This window comes from Rhodococcus sp. T7 (assembly GCF_009872365.1).
Lineage (GTDB): Bacteria > Actinomycetota > Actinomycetes > Mycobacteriales > Mycobacteriaceae > Rhodococcus_F.
In genome coordinates this window covers 541,113-558,784 of sequence record NZ_WXYH01000389.1, presented here as the reverse complement: position 1 = coordinate 558,784, position 17,672 = coordinate 541,113, and the positions used below count along the sequence as shown (strand labels likewise).

Sequence of the window (17,672 nt, the reverse complement as noted above, 5' to 3'; positions counted from 1 at the left end):
TTGTCGATGCTCCCCCGCCCCCTTCGACGCACACGATGTATCTTGAGATTTACTTACCGGGGTTGTAGCTTGATTTTCAACCTAGCATGCACCGTCGCCATTTCTCGGCATTTACTTAGGTGTACACCCCCGCCTCTCGTGGTGCTCTCAAGGAGACTGACGTGTCCATTTCCGAAGCGTTGGCGAATCGATTGACCCTTCCGTTGATCGCCGCCCCGATGACGGAGGTCTCCGGCCCCGACCTGGTCATCGCGGCGTGCCGCGAAGGCGTCGTGGGATCCGTGCCCACCCACAATGCGTCCACAACCGGCGAACTCGACCGCTGGCTCACCCGGATCGAGACGGCCTTGAGCGAGGTTCCGAGGTCGGCGCCCTTTGCGCCGAACCTCGTGGTGCACCGATCGAACCGACGACTGCGCGAAGACCTCGCGTGCCTGGTCGATCACGACGTCGAACTCGTCATCACCAGTGTCGGGTCACCCGAGCCCGCTCTCGCCCCACTACGCGCGATCGGCTGCCAGATTTACGCCGATGTCGCGACGTTGCAGCATGCGGAGCGGGCCATCGCATTGGGTGTGGACGGATTGGTGCTACTGACCGCGGGTGCCGGAGGCCAGACGGGCTGGGCAAACCCGTTCTCCTTCGTCCGCGCCGTCCGCGAGCGATTCGACGGCACCATCGTTCTGGCCGGCGGTATCAGTGACGGCGTCGCGTTGCATGCCGCCCAGGTTCTCGGCGCCGACCTCGGGTACATGGGAACGAAGTTCATCGCTACCGACGAAAGTCAGGCCGACAACGACTATCGGCGCGCGCTGGTCGAGGCGAGCCTCGACGACGTCGTGCTCTCGACCCAGGTGGGTGGCATTCCGGCGAGCCTGCTCAAGTGCTGGGTCGATCGGCAGGCCGGGGACGCCGCGGCCAGCGATGCCGCATCCGAGGGTTTCCGCCAGGACCGGTTGCTCAGTAACCGCACGGCCTGGAGTGGTGGGCACAGCGTGTCCGGCGTGGATGCGGTCCTCTCGGTCGCCACGCTCATCGAGAAGACCGGCCGGGAATACGAGGAATCCCGCGCCAGATCGGTGGCGCGGGACAACTCCGGCGTACGGGCAGTCACGTAAGCAGTTCCCGCGCCACCAGTTTCCACTCGTGCAGGTGCGGGTCGGTGGCGGGGTCGCGCGGATCGAGCGCATAGGTCAGCGCGGTACCCCGCATCGAGGTGTTGAGTTGTTCGCGTACCAATTCGTAGCGCGGTCGTGCACACAACTCCGGTCCGAAGAACACGTCGGTCGTCTCTCTGACGAGTTGGCCCAGACGGCGTTCCTGCGGCAGCAGCGCTTCGCGTAACTTGTCGTTGGCGCGTGAGGCGAGCCACAATTCGGTCGCGGCCCAGAAATACGGCTGGTGGAAGGTGGGCCACATGATCTCGACCGCCCAGTCGATGCGCTCGGTGGGGTCGGGCGGCCAATCGTCGCGATGCCTCAAGTCCTCCATACGCGCCGTCGCGAGATGTTGGACGGCGGCGACCAGAAGTGCTTCGCGTGAGGGAAATTGATGTAGGAGACGGCCACGGGATACTCCCGCTTCCTGTTGGATCCGCAACGTAGTGGCGGCCGAATAGCCGTCACGGAACAACACCTCGACTGCGGCGTCGAGGATCTGCCTGCGCGTGATCGCCGTCCGTTCTTGCTGGGTGCGCTTGACCGAGGCGTCACTGATCGACACCGACATCAACTCCATCCGTTCGGAGATTAGCCCTCGACGGGGTTGGCACCACTGCCCACAGTGGTGCCAACCCCGATCGTAATTGACGCCGTTACTCGTAGGTCTCTCCGTGCTCGGCCTTGGCGACCAGGGAGGCGGGCGGCTCGAAACGAGTGCCGTACCGGGACGCAAGGACACGGGCCCGCTCGACGAACGCCGCGATCCCACCCGGGTAGCCGTTGATGTACTGGAGGACGCCTCCGGTCCAGGCAGGGAACCCGATACCGAGGAGGGATCCGACATTGGCGTCGGCAACCGAGGTCAGTACCCCTTCGTCGAGGCAGCGCACCGACTCGAGGGCCTCGGCGAACAGCATCCGTTCTTTGAGGTCGTCGAACGGGACCTCGGTGCTCCCCGATTGGAAGGCGCCGCGCAACCCCGGCCACAGGCCGACGCGGCCACCCGACTCGTCGTACTCGTAGAAGCCGCCACCTGTCGACCGGCCCCGACGATCGAGCTCCTCGACCAGCCGATCGAGTACGGCCTCCGATCCGTGCTCGACCCAGACGCCCCCGTCCGCCTCGACCGCCGCACGGGCTTCCTGCCGAATCTTGCGAGGAAGGGTCAACGTCAGCTCGTCGAGCAACTGCAAGGGGGGTGCGGGATAGCCGGCCTGGGCCCCCGCCTGCTCGATGATCACCGGTTCGACACCCTCACCGACCGCGGCGGCTGCCTCGTCGAGAAACTTCGTGATCACCCGGCTGGTGAAAAAGCCCCGGCTGTCGTTGACCACGATCGGGGTCTTCTTGATCTGCTGCGCGAAATCGAAAGCCTTCGCTAACGTTGTCGGTGCGGTGTGTGCGCCAACGATGATCTCTACCAGCGGCATACGTTCGACCGGGGAGAAGAAGTGCACACCGATGAAGTCTTCCTTACGGGCGACGCCTTCTGCGAGCGTTGTGATCGGCAGCGTCGACGTATTCGAGCCCAACACCGCGTCGGGGGCGACGACGTCCTGGATCGACTTGAAGACAGCCTGTTTGACCTCCACACTCTCGAAAACCGCCTCGACGACGAAGTCGACGTCAACGAAGTCGGCCGGATTGTCGGTCGGGGTGATCCGGGCGAGCAGCGCGGCGGACTTCTCCTCGGTCGTTGTTCCCCGCGCGAGCGCCTTGGCCTCCAACTTTTCGGCGTAGGCCTTTCCTTTTCGGGCCGACTCGATCGACATGTCCTGGAGCACGACGTCGATTCCTGCCTTCGCCGAGACATAGGCCACCGCAGCGCCCATCATCCCGGCGCCGATCACACCGACCTTCTTCGCCGAGAACCGGGGGTGCCCCTCCGGTCGGCTACCGCCGGCCTTGATCCTCTGCAGATCGAAGAACTGGGCCTTAATCATGTTGGTCGATACCTGACCGGTGACGAGCCCGACGAAGTAGCGTGTCTCGATTTGCGCCGCCGTGTCGAGGTCGACCAACGCTCCCTCGGCGGCGGCGGCGAGAATGGCCCGGGGCGCCTCGACGGGTGCCCCCGCCACGGTGCGGCGCAGGTTCGCTGTCACCGCCGGGTTGAGCGCGGTACCGCCGGGGATCCGGAAACCCTTCCGGTCCCACGGCTGAACACCGCCCTCGGGATTGTCCTGGATCCACTTCTTGGCCGCGGGGACGAGTTCGTCGGCGCTCGTTACCAGGTCGTCGACGAGGCCGAGGGTCTTCGCGGCCGCGGGGCTCAACGACTTACCGGTCAGAAGCAGGCTCGTCAGTGCCTTCTCGAGTCCCAACATCCGAACGGTCCGGGTGATTCCGCCGGCACCGGGTAGCAACCCGAGCGTGACTTCGGGCAGTCCGAAGATCACCGATTTCGCATCGACCGCGATGCGGTGATGGGTGGCCAACGTGATCTCGAGGCCGCCGCCGAGGGCTGCGCCGTTGACTGCTGCCACCACCGGACGGCCCAGTGTCTCGAGGCGCCGCAACTGGGCCTTGATCCCGTTCGCAAAATTCGTGAACTTGACAGCGTCCTGCGCGGTGGCACGGACCAGGTCGTTGAGGTTGCCGCCGGCGAAGAAGGTCTTCTTGGCCGACGTGATCACGACACCGGTGACAGAGTCACGCTCCGCCTCGAGGCGGTCGAGTATGTTGCCCATGGACTCGACGTACTGGTCGTTCATGGTGTTCGCGGACTGGTCCGGATCATCGAGGGTCAGCAGCACGATTCCGTCCGAATCCTGCGACCAGGTGATGGTTGATGTTGCACTCATGTTGTTGCCGTTGCCTTTCAGACTCGCTCGATGATGGCCGCGATACCCATGCCGCCACCGACGCACAGGTTGATCAATGCGCGCCGGTCGCCGCGACGCTCCAACTCGTCGACCACCGTTCCGACGAGCATCGCGCCGGTCGCTCCCAACGGGTGTCCCATGGCGATCGCACCACCGTTGACGTTGAGTTTCTCCTCCGGAATGGCCAGATCCTTCTGGAATTTCAGGACTACCGAAGCAAACGCCTCATTCAGTTCGAACAGGTCGATGTCATCGACGGTGAGTCCTGCGACGTCGAGTGCCTTGAGCGCCGCCGGGGTGGGGGCGGTGAGCATGATCGTGGGGTCGGCTCCGGTCACGGCCGTCGCGACGATCCGGGCTCGGGGGGTGAGACCGAACTGCTTGCCGGCCTTCTCGTTGCCGATCAGCACCAGGGCGGCGCCGTCCACGATGCCGGAGCTGTTACCACCGTGGTGGACGTGTTCGATCCGTTCCACCGACGTATACTTCTGCAGCGCAACAGCATCGAATCCACCCTTTTCACCGAGCGCGGCGAAGGAGGGCTTCAGTGAGGCCAGCGATTCGACGGTGGTACCCGGACGTCGGTGTTCGTCGTGGTCGAGCAGGGGGACACCGTTGAAGTCCTTGACCGGAACCACCGACTTGGCGAAGTATCCACCGGCCCAGGCGGCCTCGGCGCGGTCCTGCGAACGCACCGCGTAGGCATCGACATCTTCGCGGCTGAAGCCTTCGATCGTCGCGATCAGGTCTGCGCCGATTCCCTGCGGCGCGAAGTGGAGATCGTATGCGGTCGTCGGATCGTTGAAGAGGGCACCGCCGTCACTGCCCAGCGGCACCCGCGACATGGACTCGACACCACCGGCGATCACGAGATTCTCGAACCCCGACCGGACCTTCTGTGCAGCGATATTCGTCGCCTCGAGCCCCGACGCGCAGAACCGGTTGATCTGCAGTCCGGCCACGGTCAGAGGCAGGCCCGCCACCAGCGCCGCGGCCCGGGCGATATCCCCACCCTGCTCGCCGACCGGGGAGACCACGCCGAGCACGATGTCGTCGACATACCCTGGGTCCAGGTCCGGAAACCGTGCGCGCAGCTCATCGATCAGGCCCACCACGAGGTCGACCGGTTTGACCGAGTGCAGACTCCCGTTCTTGCCCTTACCGCGAGGCGTGCGAATGGCCTCGTATACAAATGCCTCTTCAGACAAGGCAACTCTCCTCGAATCGTGAACGAATCCCCTGGGGAGGCAATTTTCGAGATGCGCAGAGCCACAGAGGACGAAGTGAAGAACCTGCGGTCGAACCACTGTCGCCGACCGTTCGCTCACGGTATCGTCGAATCAACATCCAGTCAACACTGACTGGATGTTGGATGCAGGGAGTTCGAATGCTGATCGACGGCAACATCGGCGGATCCATCGACGGGACGGGAGGAGCGAACCTTCACGAGATACACGAGCAGGTGGGACTGGCCGAGCGGGTCGGCTTCGACGGGGTGTGGTCGACGGAGGTCAGTCGCGACCCGTTCCTGCCACTCCTCCTCGCCGCAGAGAACGCGCCCCGACTCCACGTGGGCACCGCGATCGCAGTGGCATTCGCGCGCAGTCCGATGACTCTCGCCACGGTGGCCAACGATATGCAATCCTTCAGCTCCGGAAGATTCACGCTCGGGCTGGGTTCGCAAATCAAGCCGCACATCGAGCGCCGATTCAGCATGCCGTGGTCCGCGCCCGCGCCGCGGATGCGGGAGTTCGTCAATGCACTCCATGCCATCTGGGAGAGTTGGCAAAACCAGACGCCCCTCGACTTCCGGGGCGACTACTACAGCCACACCCTGATGACGCCGATGTTCCGCCCTCCGCGGAACGAATTCGGGCCTCCCCAAGTGATGATCGCCGCTGTGGGCCCGCAGATGACATCCGTCGCCGCCGAGGTCGCGGACGGGATGCTGGTGCACGGTTTCACCACCGAACGGTACCTACGGGAGGTGACCGTCCCGCAGATCGAGTCGGCACTCGGCAAGGCCGGAAAATCCTTCGAGGACTTCACATTGTCGTATCCCGGGCTCGTTGTCACCGGATCAGATGAACGACAGTTCGAGGAAGCGGCAACCGCTGTACGCAAACAGATCGCCTTCTACGGGTCCACCCCCGCGTACCGGGCGGTGCTCGACCTCCACGGTTGGGGCGACTTACAGGCCGAGCTCCACCGGCTGTCCAAGCTCGACGACTGGGAGTCCATGACACGGCTGATCGACGACACCATCCTGCGCACGTTCGCGGTCGTCGGCGAGCCGGACGCGGCCGCGGCCGAGATATCGCGCAGGTTCGGCGACATCATCGGCCGATTCACCCTGTACACCCCCTACGCCCTCGACGCGGCGGCCCAGAGTGCGATCGTCTCGGGAGTGCACAGTCGGCGCACCGCCCCCTGATCCGCGAAGGCGGTGGCCCGCCGATGTGCCCACTCCTGTGGCGTTGACGACGTTGCCGCCGGACCGATCGTGGGACGCCGCAGCCCTCGGAGCCGAGGAGTCCGATTCGAGGGGGCGCACCTCGCCCACAGGCGAAAGGGACTGAGCCCATCCTGTATGGCACTCGGGAATCTCTCCAAAGGTGGACCCGAATCCCCAAATGGTGTGAGGAACATACCGCCCCGGTCCGCGAGACTTGGATCACATCAGAGAGATTCAGACAGTTGGGTCACAGTACGGGAGGAAGTAGATGTCGGTCGATCCTTCGGCGATCATCGTCGCAGTCGCCACAGCACTCGGCGGCGCGGTACACGGATCGGAGGCGCCGCCGGCCTTGAAAGACTATGGAAGCCAACAGATACAGCAGATCACGGAAGCCGCACCCGCGATCGGACAGCAGTTCAACGATGCCATCGAGATGCTTCCGCCCGAGGCACGTGGCACAGCACAGCAAGCCATCACCGATACCGCGGATGCAGTCCACGATGCGATAGACACCTACGCGCCACCAGTTCCCGACGGCGCCTCTCCCCCACCCGACGGTACCGGTAGCACCACGGGCGAGATTCCGGTCCCCGAACCCGGCCCAGAACCCGACGGGACAATCCCCGGAAACGACGACACCGCCCAACAACCCGACACGCCGCCGCGTGCGGTCTCGGAGACCTCCCACCTCACGTCCCTCTCGGACACCTCCCCCCTGCCAGCCTCACAGTTCGGGACAATCGCAGTCTTCGTCCCCTGGTTTCAGAAGGCCGGAACTATCTGCGGCGGCATCAAAGCCCCTGTGCTGGCCGCGTTGTACTCGGCGGAAAACAACTTCCGATATGGCGCCTCGGCGCCCGTCTCCCCAGACGGTGCCCGCGGTCCCGGCCAATTCATGCCCGGCACCTGGGCAAAATACGGGCGAGACGCGGACGGCGACGGAAAGGCCGACATACTCGCTGTCGGCGACTCCGTTATGGCGTCCGGGCATCTTCTCTGCGACATGTACGAGGAGATCGATTCATGGAAACAGGCCGGCCTCGTCTCGGGTGATGCGCTGGACCTGACCCTCGCGGGGTACAACGCCGGTGTCGGAGCGGTCCGCCGATCGGGCGGGATGCCCTCGGGGCTCCCCGACTACGAGAATCAGACCAAGCCGTACGTGGCCAAGATCCGGGCAGCGGAAACGCGGTTCGCGTCGATCCTCGATCCAGGGTCCGGCGATTGGGGAGGCGTCGGCGGCAGAATTGTCGAGGCCGCGCTGCATTATCTCGGGCTTCCCTACGTATGGGGCGGCGGCAACGTGAACGGGCCCTCCGGTGGCGGTTTCGACTGCTCCGGACTCACCTCGTACGCCGTACACGCCGCGACGACAGAAGGCGTATCGCTACCTCGCACCTCGGAAACCCAATGGGATGTCGGTACCGAGGTTCCCCTCGCCGACGCCCGACCAGGCGACCTGCTGTTCGGCAACTGGGGTCCGGGCGGGCCCGGGCACGTGGCCATCTACATCGGCAACGGCAAAATGGTGCACGCGCCCACCACCGGCGACGTGGTTCGCATCGCACCCGTGTTCGACGGAATGAAAGCGCGGCGAGTGGTGTGAGCCCACATCGACCAGCAACGCTGCTCGGGGTGTTCCTTCCCGCCGGAACGGAAGCACCACCGCACCCGCGATCTGCACCCGAACCGGGCTCGACCACGACCCTGAGCCCACCCTGGTCGAGCCACGGGGACAGAGCGATCACCGCATCGGCGAATACGGACGTGGCAGACGATCTCGACGGGCATGGCACCCTCGCGCGGGCACACCGGGAAGGGCCGTGCTCATGACGACCGCACACCCCGCTCAGCGCCCCGGCCGACCCGGTTACGACCTCGACTCGCTCCTCGCCGTCACCGTGAAGGCCTTCAATGACAGAGGTTATGAAGGCACCAGCATGGAGGTGCTGGCCCAGCGGCTGGGAATCACGAAGTCGTCGATCTACCACCACGTGTCGGGCAAGACCGAACTGTTGGAGCTCGCGTTGTCGCGAGCGCTCACCGCGCTCTTCGCCGTCACCACCGAACGGCAGGCCACCAGCGGCCGGCATATCGACCGCCTCGAGTACCTCGTCCGGCGCACCGCCGAGATCCTCGTCGCAGAACTGCCCTATGTCACCCTCCTGCTGCGCGTCCGCGGGAACACTTCCGTGGAGCGCCGCGCCATCGCCCGTCGACGGGAATTCGACGTCTTCGTGCGCGACCTCGTCGTCGCGGCGGCCGAGGAAGGTGACCTTCGAGAGGGTATCGATCCCGCCCTCACCAGCCGCCTCGTGTTCGGCATGCTCAACTCGCTCATCGAGTGGTACCGGCCGCGAGCCGAAGGATCATCCGAGGATCTCGCCGACGCTGTCCTGCGCCTGACATTCGAGGGCATGCGTCGTCGATAGCGGCTGACCAGATCGAGACCCGCCACCTTCGCGCCTTCCGGTCATGCTCGGTCGGGCCACGGCGTCATCGAGTCGTGCCTGCGACCGCCGGCCGTGTTCGAGCGGCGACGGTCAAATGCGCATCGGAGGTGCTCACCGTCGCGCCGCCGGGTGTCGACATGTCTCACGACCAACACGTGCCATCGACCGCTGTATGCGCTGCGATAACCTTGAATCAGTATGTGATTGCAATCACAATATTGGAGGTTTGGGTGAGCCACACCCGCAGCGGAACCTGCCCCGAATGCGGAGGCTATCCAATCATGGAATGCACTCTGACCTGCAACAAAGAGGCATATGCACATAGAGGATCGAGCTATCGATGGACGAGTTCGACGAAGTCGGCCTACCGAACACTCAACGTGATCTGAGCCGCGATATCGCTACCGAGTTGGACACCGTCGGACTCGAGAATGCGGAGGAGGTCGGGCGCGGAGGCTTCGGGGTCGTGTATCGCTGCACAGAGCGTTCCATCGATCGGGTGGTCGCAGTCAAGGTGTTGACCTCCGATGTGGGCCCCGACGATCGCACTCGTTTCGTACGTGAGCAACGCGCCATGGGCAAACTCTCCAGCCATCCCCACATCGTCCAAGTTCTCCACGTCGGCGTCACCGCGAATGGGTCCCTGTTCCTCGTGATGCCGTACCACGAGCACGGCTCACTCGAAACCCTGCTTCGGCAGAAGGGACCCTTTCCCCTGCCGACCGTGCTCGGGATCGGCGTGAAACTGGCCGGTGCTCTCGCCGCCGCCCACCGCGAGGGCATCCTCCACCGCGACATCAAGCCCGCCAACATCCTGATCACCGGCTACGGCGAGCCTCAACTGACCGACTTCGGCATCGCCCGGATCGGGGGCGAATTCGAAACATCCGCGGGCAGCATCGTCGGCACCCCCGCCTTCACCGCCCCCGAGGTGCTCGAGGGACAACCTCCAAGTCCCGCATCCGATGTATACGGCCTCGGCGCGACACTGTTTTGCCTGATGACTGGACACGCCGCCTTCGAGCGACGCACCCGAGAAGGTGTGGTTGCACAATTCGTGCGGGTCACCAACCAACCGATCCCGGACCTGCGTGAGCACGGCATTCCCGACAACGTGTGCACCGCCATCGAACATGCCATGGCGGGCGATCCCGCCGATCGACCGGCATCGGCTGACGCGTTCGGAAACGAACTTCGAACAGTCCAACTACTTCACGGGCTGCAAATGGACGCGATGGCAATGCCCGCCGATCCGTTCCCCGCCACATCGCCCCGGCCCGGAGCGAACGGGACTCCCGCGTCGAGAACACCGGCAGCGGTCCCGGACACCCCGCCCACCGCCGCCACCAAGTTCCGGCCCCCGACCTCGGCACGGCCTCTGGTCGAGCGCCGACGACTCCTCGAGATCCTGCACGCCGGAGCTGGACGGCGCCTGACCGTGATCCACGCCCCCGCGGGTTTCGGCAAGAGCACCCTGGCCTCCCAATGGCGGCACGCTCTCATCGCCGACGGAATGCCTGTAGCCTGGCTGACCATCGACCGCGATGACAACAACGTCGCCTGGTTTCTCGCCCATCTGGTGAAGGCGATCCACACCGCGCGGCCCACGATCGCACCCGAACTGGAGCGCATCCTCGAAGACCACTACGACGATGCCACGCGATACGTGCTGCCCTCGTTGATCAACGACATCCACGACGGTGGTCGAGCGATCGCCGTCGTGATCGACGACTGGCACCGGGTGACCTCGCCCGAAACGGTGGCGGCCATGGATTTCCTACTCGAGAACGGATGCCATCACATACAGGTCATTGTCGCGACGAGATCCCAAGCCGGTCTTCCCCTGAGCCTCATGCGCGTACGCGACGAACTCGTCGAGATCGGTCCGACGGCAATGCGTTTCGACGGCGCCGAATCCAGGGCGTTCCTCGTCGATGTCAACGGCCTCGTCCTGAACGACCACGAAGTGACCAGCCTCCGACAGTCGACCGACGGTTGGGTCGCGGCGCTGCAATTGGCGTCGCTGTCGCTACGAGGGCGCAGCGATCGCATGGACTTCATCGCGCACCTTTCCGGAGGCCATCATGCCATTCACGAATACCTGGTGGAGAACGTGTTGAGCACGCTCGAACCGCCGATTCTCGAGTTCCTCCTGGCCACAGCCATCACGGAGAAGATCTGCGGTGACCTCGCCGGCGAGTTGACGCACGTCCCCTCCGGCCAAGGGATGCTCGAAGAAATCGAACGGCGAGACCTGTTTCTGCAAAGCATCGATGACGACCGGGAGTGGTTCCGGTATCACCACCTGTTCGCCGACCTCCTCCATCGCCGCCTCGAACGCCTCCATCCGGGCCGTCGTGAAGAACTCCACCGGATCGCCGCGCGGTGGTTTGCCGACCACCGCATGCTCAGCGAGGCTGTCGACAACGCACTCGCCGCCGGCGACACCGACCACGCCCTTCGACTGGTCGAAGACGGCGGTATGAAACTCATCGAAGACTCGCGGATGACAACCCTCCTCGGGCTTGTCGCGAAACTCCCCCCGAACGTCACTGTTACCAGCGCCCGACTCCAATTGAATATCGCGTGGGCGAACATACTGATGCAGCGTCCCCGACAAATGAGGGCAGCGCTCGATCTCTTCGAGGCCGCACTCACGAACACGGTGACCGACGCCGCCACGACTGAGGCCCTTCGCGTCGAAGCCGCAGTCGTCCAAGCCTCCGGCAAACTCTTCGCCGACGAGATCGCGGGGGTACAGGACCTCGTCGCCGATTGTGTGCACCACCCCGACGCGGTGCGGCCCTTCCTCGCCTCGGGCGCCGGCAGCATCGCTTCCTTCGTCGCCCTCTACACCTTCGACTTCGACGCAGCACGTCGGTGGCAGGACTGGGCCGCCGCATACCATGCACAAACCAGTGGGCCCTTCAGCGTCATGTACGGACACTGCCTGGCCGGCGCAGCGGCGTACGAACAACTCGATATCCCCGCAGCCGAGAACTACTTCCGATCCGCAGTGGCGATGACCGGAAAATCTGGGGTCCACGCCCATGCGGCACGCCTTGCCGGAGCGTTGCTCGGGGCCCTTCTCTACGAGATGGGAAAAATCGCAGAGGCCGAACGGCTCCTGGACGAAAGCTACAAACTCGGTTCCGAGGGTGGCGGCCTCGTGGAATTCATGCTCGCCACCTACGGCACCGGATCACGGGTCAAAACCTCACTCCGACATCACGAGGAGGCCGAACGTCGACTCGACGAGGGAGCCCGGATCGCCGAATCGCTGCGGCTGCCACGTCTAGCCGCCCGGATGGTAAACGAGAGGATCCGTTCAGGATTGCCCGTCAGCGATGAGGTCCGCACCCGGCTGATGGCAGCGAACAGGCACCGTCCGCAAACAGACGGAATCGCCACCATCACATCCGAACTCGACGAAGACTCAGCCATCCGGCTCCTGCTCCGCGAGGGTTCCCCCGACAGTGCCGTGCACGCCTGTGCGCGGGCGAAGGAACTCGTGCTCGGCATCGAAAGTCAGGGCAGGCCCCGAGCGCTCATGCGCGCAAAATTGCTGTTGGCGGTGTGCTTGTCCGCCGCGGAGCGGTCCGCGGAAGCGCGGTCCGTCCTGGCCCCGGTCGCAGCGAAATGCGCGGAGCTCGGCCTGACCCAAATACTGTTGGATGAGGACACGCGCATCGCGAACATACTGGCCTCGACCTGACAGCGCACACGAAGTCCCCCCCGACCGGAACATCGGCGAACTAGTCCACCGTCGACGACCATGGAGCTCACACGGATGACCAGACAGTGGGCTCCCCTCTGCTCAGAGAACCCCGATCGCGGCATCGCCATGGTCGACGCGTTGCGAGATCGAAGTCAGTCGCACTCAACCGGCTGCTGGACGCCCACGGACACGGCAGTCCGGGACTCACGGTCCGCCTCCATGTTCAACGTGACCACACCGGCCACAATGCATATCAATCCAGCCACTCGCGTCACCGACACCGCGTCACCGAACAACAGCACTCCCACCGCCGCGATAGAAGCGGTGCCAATGCCCGACCACAATGCGTAGGAGACACCGAGGGAAAGGGATCTGAGCGCTTTCGACAAGAAGAAGAACGACACGAGGTATCCGGCAAGGACACCCGCCGTGGGAATCGGCCGAGTGAACCCTTCGGTCGCGTGAAGTCCGGTGGTGGCAAAGATTTCCACGACGACCGCACCCATGAGGTAGAACCAACCCATGGCGCCTAACCTCCAAAGTTCATTGCAACGATGCCAACGACGGTCAGAGCCAAACCGGCAATCTTGATCCGTGAGATACGTTCCCCGTGGAAGAGCGCACCGAGCGCGACAACCGCCGCCGTCCCCAGCGCCGACCACAACGCGTACACAACGCCGATGTCGATCTGTTTGACCGCATTTGCCAACAGAAAGAACGCGCTTCCATAGAGCGCCAACACCGCCACAGATTCCCGAAATCGGGTGAACTCGTGAGTGAGCGGCAGCATATTCGTCGCCGTAACCTCAAGGACAATCGCTACGAGAAGCACCAACCACGCCATTGAAATCGATTCCCATCTGTCGTGAGGTTTGGCCGTTTCTTCCACGCAGTCCGCCCTGCGGCGGCTCGTGCTGACGGTACGGCTCGCATGCTCGCTGCCAGATCACGCTAGCGATCTGCGAGGAGGCCCAATCCCACCGCTCTAGCCGCACCCGGTATGTGCTGGTTCGCTAGGCGATCTCGCGGTCCGAAGCGAGGCCACCGGTGTCCGAAACGCCGCTTCGCACGGCAGTCACCGCGCGAATGAACTTCGCGACACCCTCGATTGCCCGGCGCGCCTCGGGCAGAAGATCCGCGGCTACATGGAAGACGTGGAACTGACCATCCCAGACCTCGAGGGCAGCGGGGACCCCCGCGTCCGTGAGGCACTCGAACATCAGCCGCGCATCGGGATACAGCAGATCTTTGGACCCGACCTGAAGCAGAACCGGCGGTAACCCGCGCAGGTCTGCATCGACCGGAGACACAGGCAGTCCGGACTCGCCACCGGTGCGGTGCTCTACCCGCACGGTGAGGGCAGTCAGAGCCACCAAAGCCGAACCAGGAAGAATCGGGCATTGCGCTGAGGCGGGATGCCGCAACTTCACGGTCGGGTCCAAGTCCGTGAGCGGAGACAGTGCAACCAAGCCGGCCGGCCGCGGCAGCTCCAGATCCGCGAGGGCGAGCGCCACCATGAACGCAAGATAGCCACCAGCGGAATCGCCGGCAATGACGATCTGCGTCGAGGCAAAGCCTCGTGCAAGCAACCAGCGATAGCCAGAGATCCCGTCGGCGACGGCGTCACCTATCGCATGCGTGGGCATGAGCCGGTAGTCGACACTGAGCACGCTCGCATCCGCCGCCTGCGAAATCCGCGAGGCAAGTCGCCGGTGCGTATTGAGACCACCGGTCAGGAACCCCCCACCGTGAAGGTAGAGCACCACACTGTGGAGGTCGGCGTTGTGCGCCTGAATCCATTCCGCGTCACAATCCGGCAAGCGCACTCGACGATGCCCGACCCCGTCCAACGCGGGTAGTAAGCGCGCAGCCTGGTCGACCACCCGCGCGGCCCAGTTCGTGCTCGGGATGCGCGCCCACACACCGAGCGCCGGTTTAACGGTCACACGCAACGTGCGTGTCAGGAGCTTCGACTGAATACTGTTGCCAGGCACGAAACTCGAACGCGTCACGAAACGCGATTCGGACCCCGCCGTTGGTGACTGACCCCCTCCCGCAATGCCCTCCCCGGGCCTCCGTTCCACCGAACTGACGGCTGACATCGGAACTCCAAACTTCCAGGGATGAACATGCCGGGATTTGAGGCCCATGGGCCCAAACGCCGTACGAAGACATCTCTCAACATATGGCTCACATCACCCGAGCGGACTCCCCCAGAGAGGGAAAAATACTCCCCAACAGGGGGATCCTTCCTGCCAGCAGTTGCGGTCAAGTCAGCGCGCTGGTGCACTAGACGGATCGGACGGTCTCGCCCCTCGGTAGGAAGTTCAGACAGAACTCTGCTTCTGACGACAGCCTGATCGGTTCGGGGCATCGTCCCGGAACAACTCGGTCCGGAAGACGCATCTCTCCACGCTTGTCCAGGTACGACGGTTGGAGGTAATACCGTGATCGATGACTACTCTTCCCTCGAAGACATGAGGATCATCGAGTTCGCCCGACGATGGCTCCCCTACGGCGGTGGCACAACCGGAGACCTCCTCGTCGAGTTCGGCATGACTCCAGACTGCTACCTCGCGAGACTGGACAGCATCCTGGCAGGGCCGAGAGCCGACGAACTCGATCCCACCTTCCGCGACGACCTCCGTCGTTTCGTGTCGATACGGACATCGCGACCTGCCCCTGCGTCGTAGAGGCGAATTCAACCGCGACGCGGGCCCGGCCGTACACGGAATCGTCGTTTCAGGACAGCGGGATACTCCGCGGCGTGACCGACGGCCAGAATATGCTGTCGCGCAGCAAGGCGCGACGTTGTTCCGAAACCAATCCGGTGGGCCGCCCGATCGCATCGTTTACGAGTCCGGTGAAGCGAGTACCTGACGCACGCCCCTCCAAGCGAAATGCATACTGCACCAATTGCTGCACCGAAACCCCGAATAGGCTCGCTGAGTCCGTCATGGACGAGACAATCGATCGCAGGACGGTGCGGGGGTGGGCCGGCTAAGCGATCTGCGTTGTCTCTCCTCGCCCGGAACTGTGTGCCGAGGAATTCGAACCCGCAAGCTTGACCGCGCACAGTTCGAGCAGTCCACGCCTTGTCCCGAACCCGACTCCCTCGAGGACTCTCGCCGTCAGTATGCGCTGGAGCCGCCGGTAGAACACTGGTGGCAGCAGCAAACTCGGGAAGGATGTGCTCGTCTCCACCCCCATAGGGCGCCCACCTCACGGCGAAGGCAAGCATGGACTCTTCATCTTGAGTCGTGGTCACTCATATTTCGAGAATCAGGTGGACGGAAGGACGCCTAGCAGCACTAGACGGTATGGGGGGTGGCTGGGGCCTCGCTCACATGTGAGCGAGGCCCCAGCCACCCCCATACCGTCTAGAAGCAAACCACTGCCGAGTGCATGGGACCGTCCCCCTGAGGGTTATCTCTGCACCCATTCGAGATATGTTCCAAGTCACAACTCTCGGCGCACAGCCACTGGAGGTCTCCGGATCTGTCCACAAAGTTGCGTAGACGACGAGACGTGATAGTGGGCACGGGCTGGCCAGCGTCAACAACAACGCGACCGGTCCGCAGGCGCCGTCGACGAGGGCGTGGATTCTGGTCATCCACTCACCCCGGAAACGGCCGAGGGCATGGTCGGGGGTTCGCCGCCAACCATGGAATTTGACTTAGCCCTGCAGCTTCCCTGGACTCGGGCGCTGGTGGATGGCCCGATCCACCCACTGGACGTGCGAACGCATCTTCTCCTCCAGGTACTGCGCGTCACCCCAGGCCACCGGCAAAGCCGTGCCGACCGCGTTCGACCGATCCGGGTCGGCGATCAAATTCTGCACGGCGGTGTACTGACCTTCGGTAGCTTTGACTGCGCCTTGTGCTTGTTCACCGATCGCGCCTTGCGTTGGCGTGAACTGGGCGGCTGGCGAATCGAATCCGGGATCGGCAACTCCCGCCGCTTGCGCTCGGACACCTCCGGCACCGTCGCCCGCGCGGCCGCCGAGAGGATTGGTCGTGAACCGTTGTGGCGTCGCCGCGACATCTTGACGTGGATTCGCGATCGCCCCGGCACGGCGGGCCGCCCCGGCACGGCGGGCCGCCCCCGCGACGACGGGTAATACCCGCCACAGACCTCAGCCGTCCAGCACCGGAGTGGGCAGCAATGTAGGGACATGCCGTCACCACAGGTCATCCCTGAAAGGGCGGGGCCCTGTCAACCCCTGTCCGACCTGCTGTTTTGCTCGTTTTCGGGCCTCCGTGCGGGGAACGCTGGGTGAGGGCCCCTTCGGTCAGGACGGAGCGCCCGCAGCGCCAGTGAGGACGAACGGTCTTGACCGTGGCCCGGCCCGGCGCAGACTGGTCACGGCCCCCCGGAAACGATGAATTCGGTTGGGGGGGTGAACGGTCTCCAATGTGATGCGGGTGGTTTGGGACAGGCCGGGTTTCCTCGGCTGTCGGTCATCCCTTCGCCCGGCGGTGCGGGCATGGAGCGGTGCGCTGGCAATACGCGGGGTCATTCAGATCGGCGACCACGCCGTTGACACGGGGGTCAGACCTGATTGCGGCCGCGCGCGTGTTGCGTCCGGGGTGCTCACGCCGCCGCCTTGTGGTGGGCCAGCGCGCGGATCTGTCCGTCACGCAGCCCGTAGTAGACGAGGGTAAGCAGTTTGCGGGCCGCGGCGACCTTGGCGATGTTCCTGCCGCGGCGGGCCTCGATGCGTTTGCGGTCGACCGAGATCTTCGTGCCGGCCGGTTGCCGCTGGATGGCCTCTACCGCCGCCCAGCGCACCAGTTTGGAGCCCTGCTTGGTGATGTGCCCGCGGCGCACGACGGTGTCGGACTCGCGGTGCTTGGGCGTCAGGCCTGCCCACGAACACAGGTGACTGGGGTCGGTAAACCGGTGCACGTCACCGATCTCCGCGACGAAGACGGCACCGAGGGTGGGGCCGACCCCGGGCAGCTCCTGAATCGCCCGATTACCAGGATGGCCACGCAACTCGGCGGCGATCCGGTCGAAGAATCGTCCCTCGTGCGCGTCGAGGACGTCGATCAGCTC

Annotated in this window: 14 protein-coding genes; 7 read left to right on the top strand and 7 right to left on the bottom strand. The window is 64.4% G+C overall.

The features are described from left to right. Positions 1 to 161: 161 nt before the first annotated feature. On the top strand, positions 162 to 1,118 hold the full coding sequence (locus MLGJGCBP_RS46630) for an NAD(P)H-dependent flavin oxidoreductase (RefSeq protein WP_160097280.1): 957 nt from the start codon (positions 162 to 164) through the stop codon (positions 1,116 to 1,118). Here the strand turns inward: MLGJGCBP_RS46630 and MLGJGCBP_RS46625 are convergent. The 3 genes from MLGJGCBP_RS46625 to MLGJGCBP_RS46615 form a co-directional block, all read right to left on the bottom strand. Further along, positions 1,111 to 1,737, bottom strand: a complete 627-nt coding sequence (locus MLGJGCBP_RS46625) for a TetR/AcrR family transcriptional regulator (RefSeq protein WP_160097282.1) — start codon at positions 1,735 to 1,737, stop codon at positions 1,111 to 1,113. The two genes, MLGJGCBP_RS46630 and MLGJGCBP_RS46625, sit on opposite strands and share 8 nt — an antisense overlap. 76 nt (positions 1,738 to 1,813) lie before the next feature. Further along, positions 1,814 to 3,964, bottom strand: coding sequence for a 3-hydroxyacyl-CoA dehydrogenase NAD-binding domain-containing protein (locus MLGJGCBP_RS46620; RefSeq protein WP_160097284.1), 2,151 nt, complete (start codon positions 3,962 to 3,964; stop codon positions 1,814 to 1,816). A 17-nt stretch (positions 3,965 to 3,981) separates the two neighbouring features. After that, positions 3,982 to 5,193: an acetyl-CoA C-acetyltransferase gene (locus MLGJGCBP_RS46615; protein WP_160097286.1), complete on the bottom strand. Its 1,212-nt coding sequence runs from the start codon at positions 5,191 to 5,193 to the stop codon at positions 3,982 to 3,984. Between the two features lie 179 nt (positions 5,194 to 5,372). Between MLGJGCBP_RS46615 and MLGJGCBP_RS46610 the strand changes: the two genes are divergently transcribed. From MLGJGCBP_RS46610 to MLGJGCBP_RS46595, 4 genes are all read left to right on the top strand, one after another. Continuing rightward, positions 5,373 to 6,419: a TIGR03617 family F420-dependent LLM class oxidoreductase gene (locus tag MLGJGCBP_RS46610; protein ID WP_160097310.1), complete on the top strand. Its 1,047-nt coding sequence runs from the start codon at positions 5,373 to 5,375 to the stop codon at positions 6,417 to 6,419. 289 nt (positions 6,420 to 6,708) lie between these two features. Continuing rightward, entirely contained in the window at positions 6,709 to 8,049 is a 1,341-nt protein-coding gene (locus MLGJGCBP_RS46605; protein ID WP_160097288.1) for a C40 family peptidase, read from the top strand. Positions 8,050 to 8,272: 223 nt separating this feature from the next. Continuing rightward, positions 8,273 to 8,875 (top strand): TetR/AcrR family transcriptional regulator, encoded by a 603-nt coding sequence (locus MLGJGCBP_RS46600; RefSeq protein WP_160097290.1) that lies wholly within the window; start codon positions 8,273 to 8,275, stop codon positions 8,873 to 8,875. 361 nt (positions 8,876 to 9,236) lie between these two features. Continuing rightward, positions 9,237 to 12,611 (top strand): serine/threonine-protein kinase, encoded by a 3,375-nt coding sequence (locus tag MLGJGCBP_RS46595; RefSeq protein ID WP_160097292.1) that lies wholly within the window; start codon positions 9,237 to 9,239, stop codon positions 12,609 to 12,611. A gap of 155 nt (positions 12,612 to 12,766) precedes the next feature. On the opposite strand, the gene MLGJGCBP_RS46590 is transcribed toward MLGJGCBP_RS46595, so the two are convergent. The 3 genes from MLGJGCBP_RS46590 to MLGJGCBP_RS46580 all read right to left on the bottom strand — a co-directional run bounded on the left by MLGJGCBP_RS46590 (position 12,767) and on the right by MLGJGCBP_RS46580 (position 14,608). Next, positions 12,767 to 13,138 carry a DMT family transporter gene (locus MLGJGCBP_RS46590; protein ID WP_160097294.1) on the bottom strand — a complete coding sequence of 124 codons (372 nt, stop codon included), beginning with the start codon at positions 13,136 to 13,138 and terminating at the stop codon, positions 12,767 to 12,769. A 5-nt stretch (positions 13,139 to 13,143) separates the two neighbouring features. Continuing rightward, positions 13,144 to 13,503, bottom strand: a complete 360-nt coding sequence (locus tag MLGJGCBP_RS46585; protein WP_236581169.1) for a DMT family transporter — start codon at positions 13,501 to 13,503, stop codon at positions 13,144 to 13,146. A 124-nt stretch (positions 13,504 to 13,627) separates the two neighbouring features. Further along, the gene (locus tag MLGJGCBP_RS46580; protein WP_236581170.1) at positions 13,628 to 14,608 is read right to left on the bottom strand and encodes an alpha/beta hydrolase; all 981 of its coding nucleotides are present in this window, start codon (positions 14,606 to 14,608) and stop codon (positions 13,628 to 13,630) included. A 453-nt stretch (positions 14,609 to 15,061) separates the two neighbouring features. On the opposite strand from MLGJGCBP_RS46580, the gene MLGJGCBP_RS46575 reads away from it, so the two are divergent. Continuing rightward, the gene (locus tag MLGJGCBP_RS46575) at positions 15,062 to 15,307 is read left to right on the top strand and encodes a DUF3263 domain-containing protein (RefSeq protein ID WP_160097296.1); all 246 of its coding nucleotides are present in this window, start codon (positions 15,062 to 15,064) and stop codon (positions 15,305 to 15,307) included. A gap of 905 nt (positions 15,308 to 16,212) precedes the next feature. Continuing rightward, positions 16,213 to 16,734 carry a hypothetical protein gene (locus tag MLGJGCBP_RS46570; protein WP_160097298.1) on the top strand — a complete coding sequence of 174 codons (522 nt, stop codon included), beginning with the start codon at positions 16,213 to 16,215 and terminating at the stop codon, positions 16,732 to 16,734. A 473-nt stretch (positions 16,735 to 17,207) separates the two neighbouring features. Here MLGJGCBP_RS46570 and MLGJGCBP_RS46565 read toward each other — a convergent pair. Then, a partial coding sequence (locus tag MLGJGCBP_RS46565; protein WP_160104033.1) for a transposase occupies positions 17,208 to 17,672 on the bottom strand: 465 nt, incomplete at its 5' end.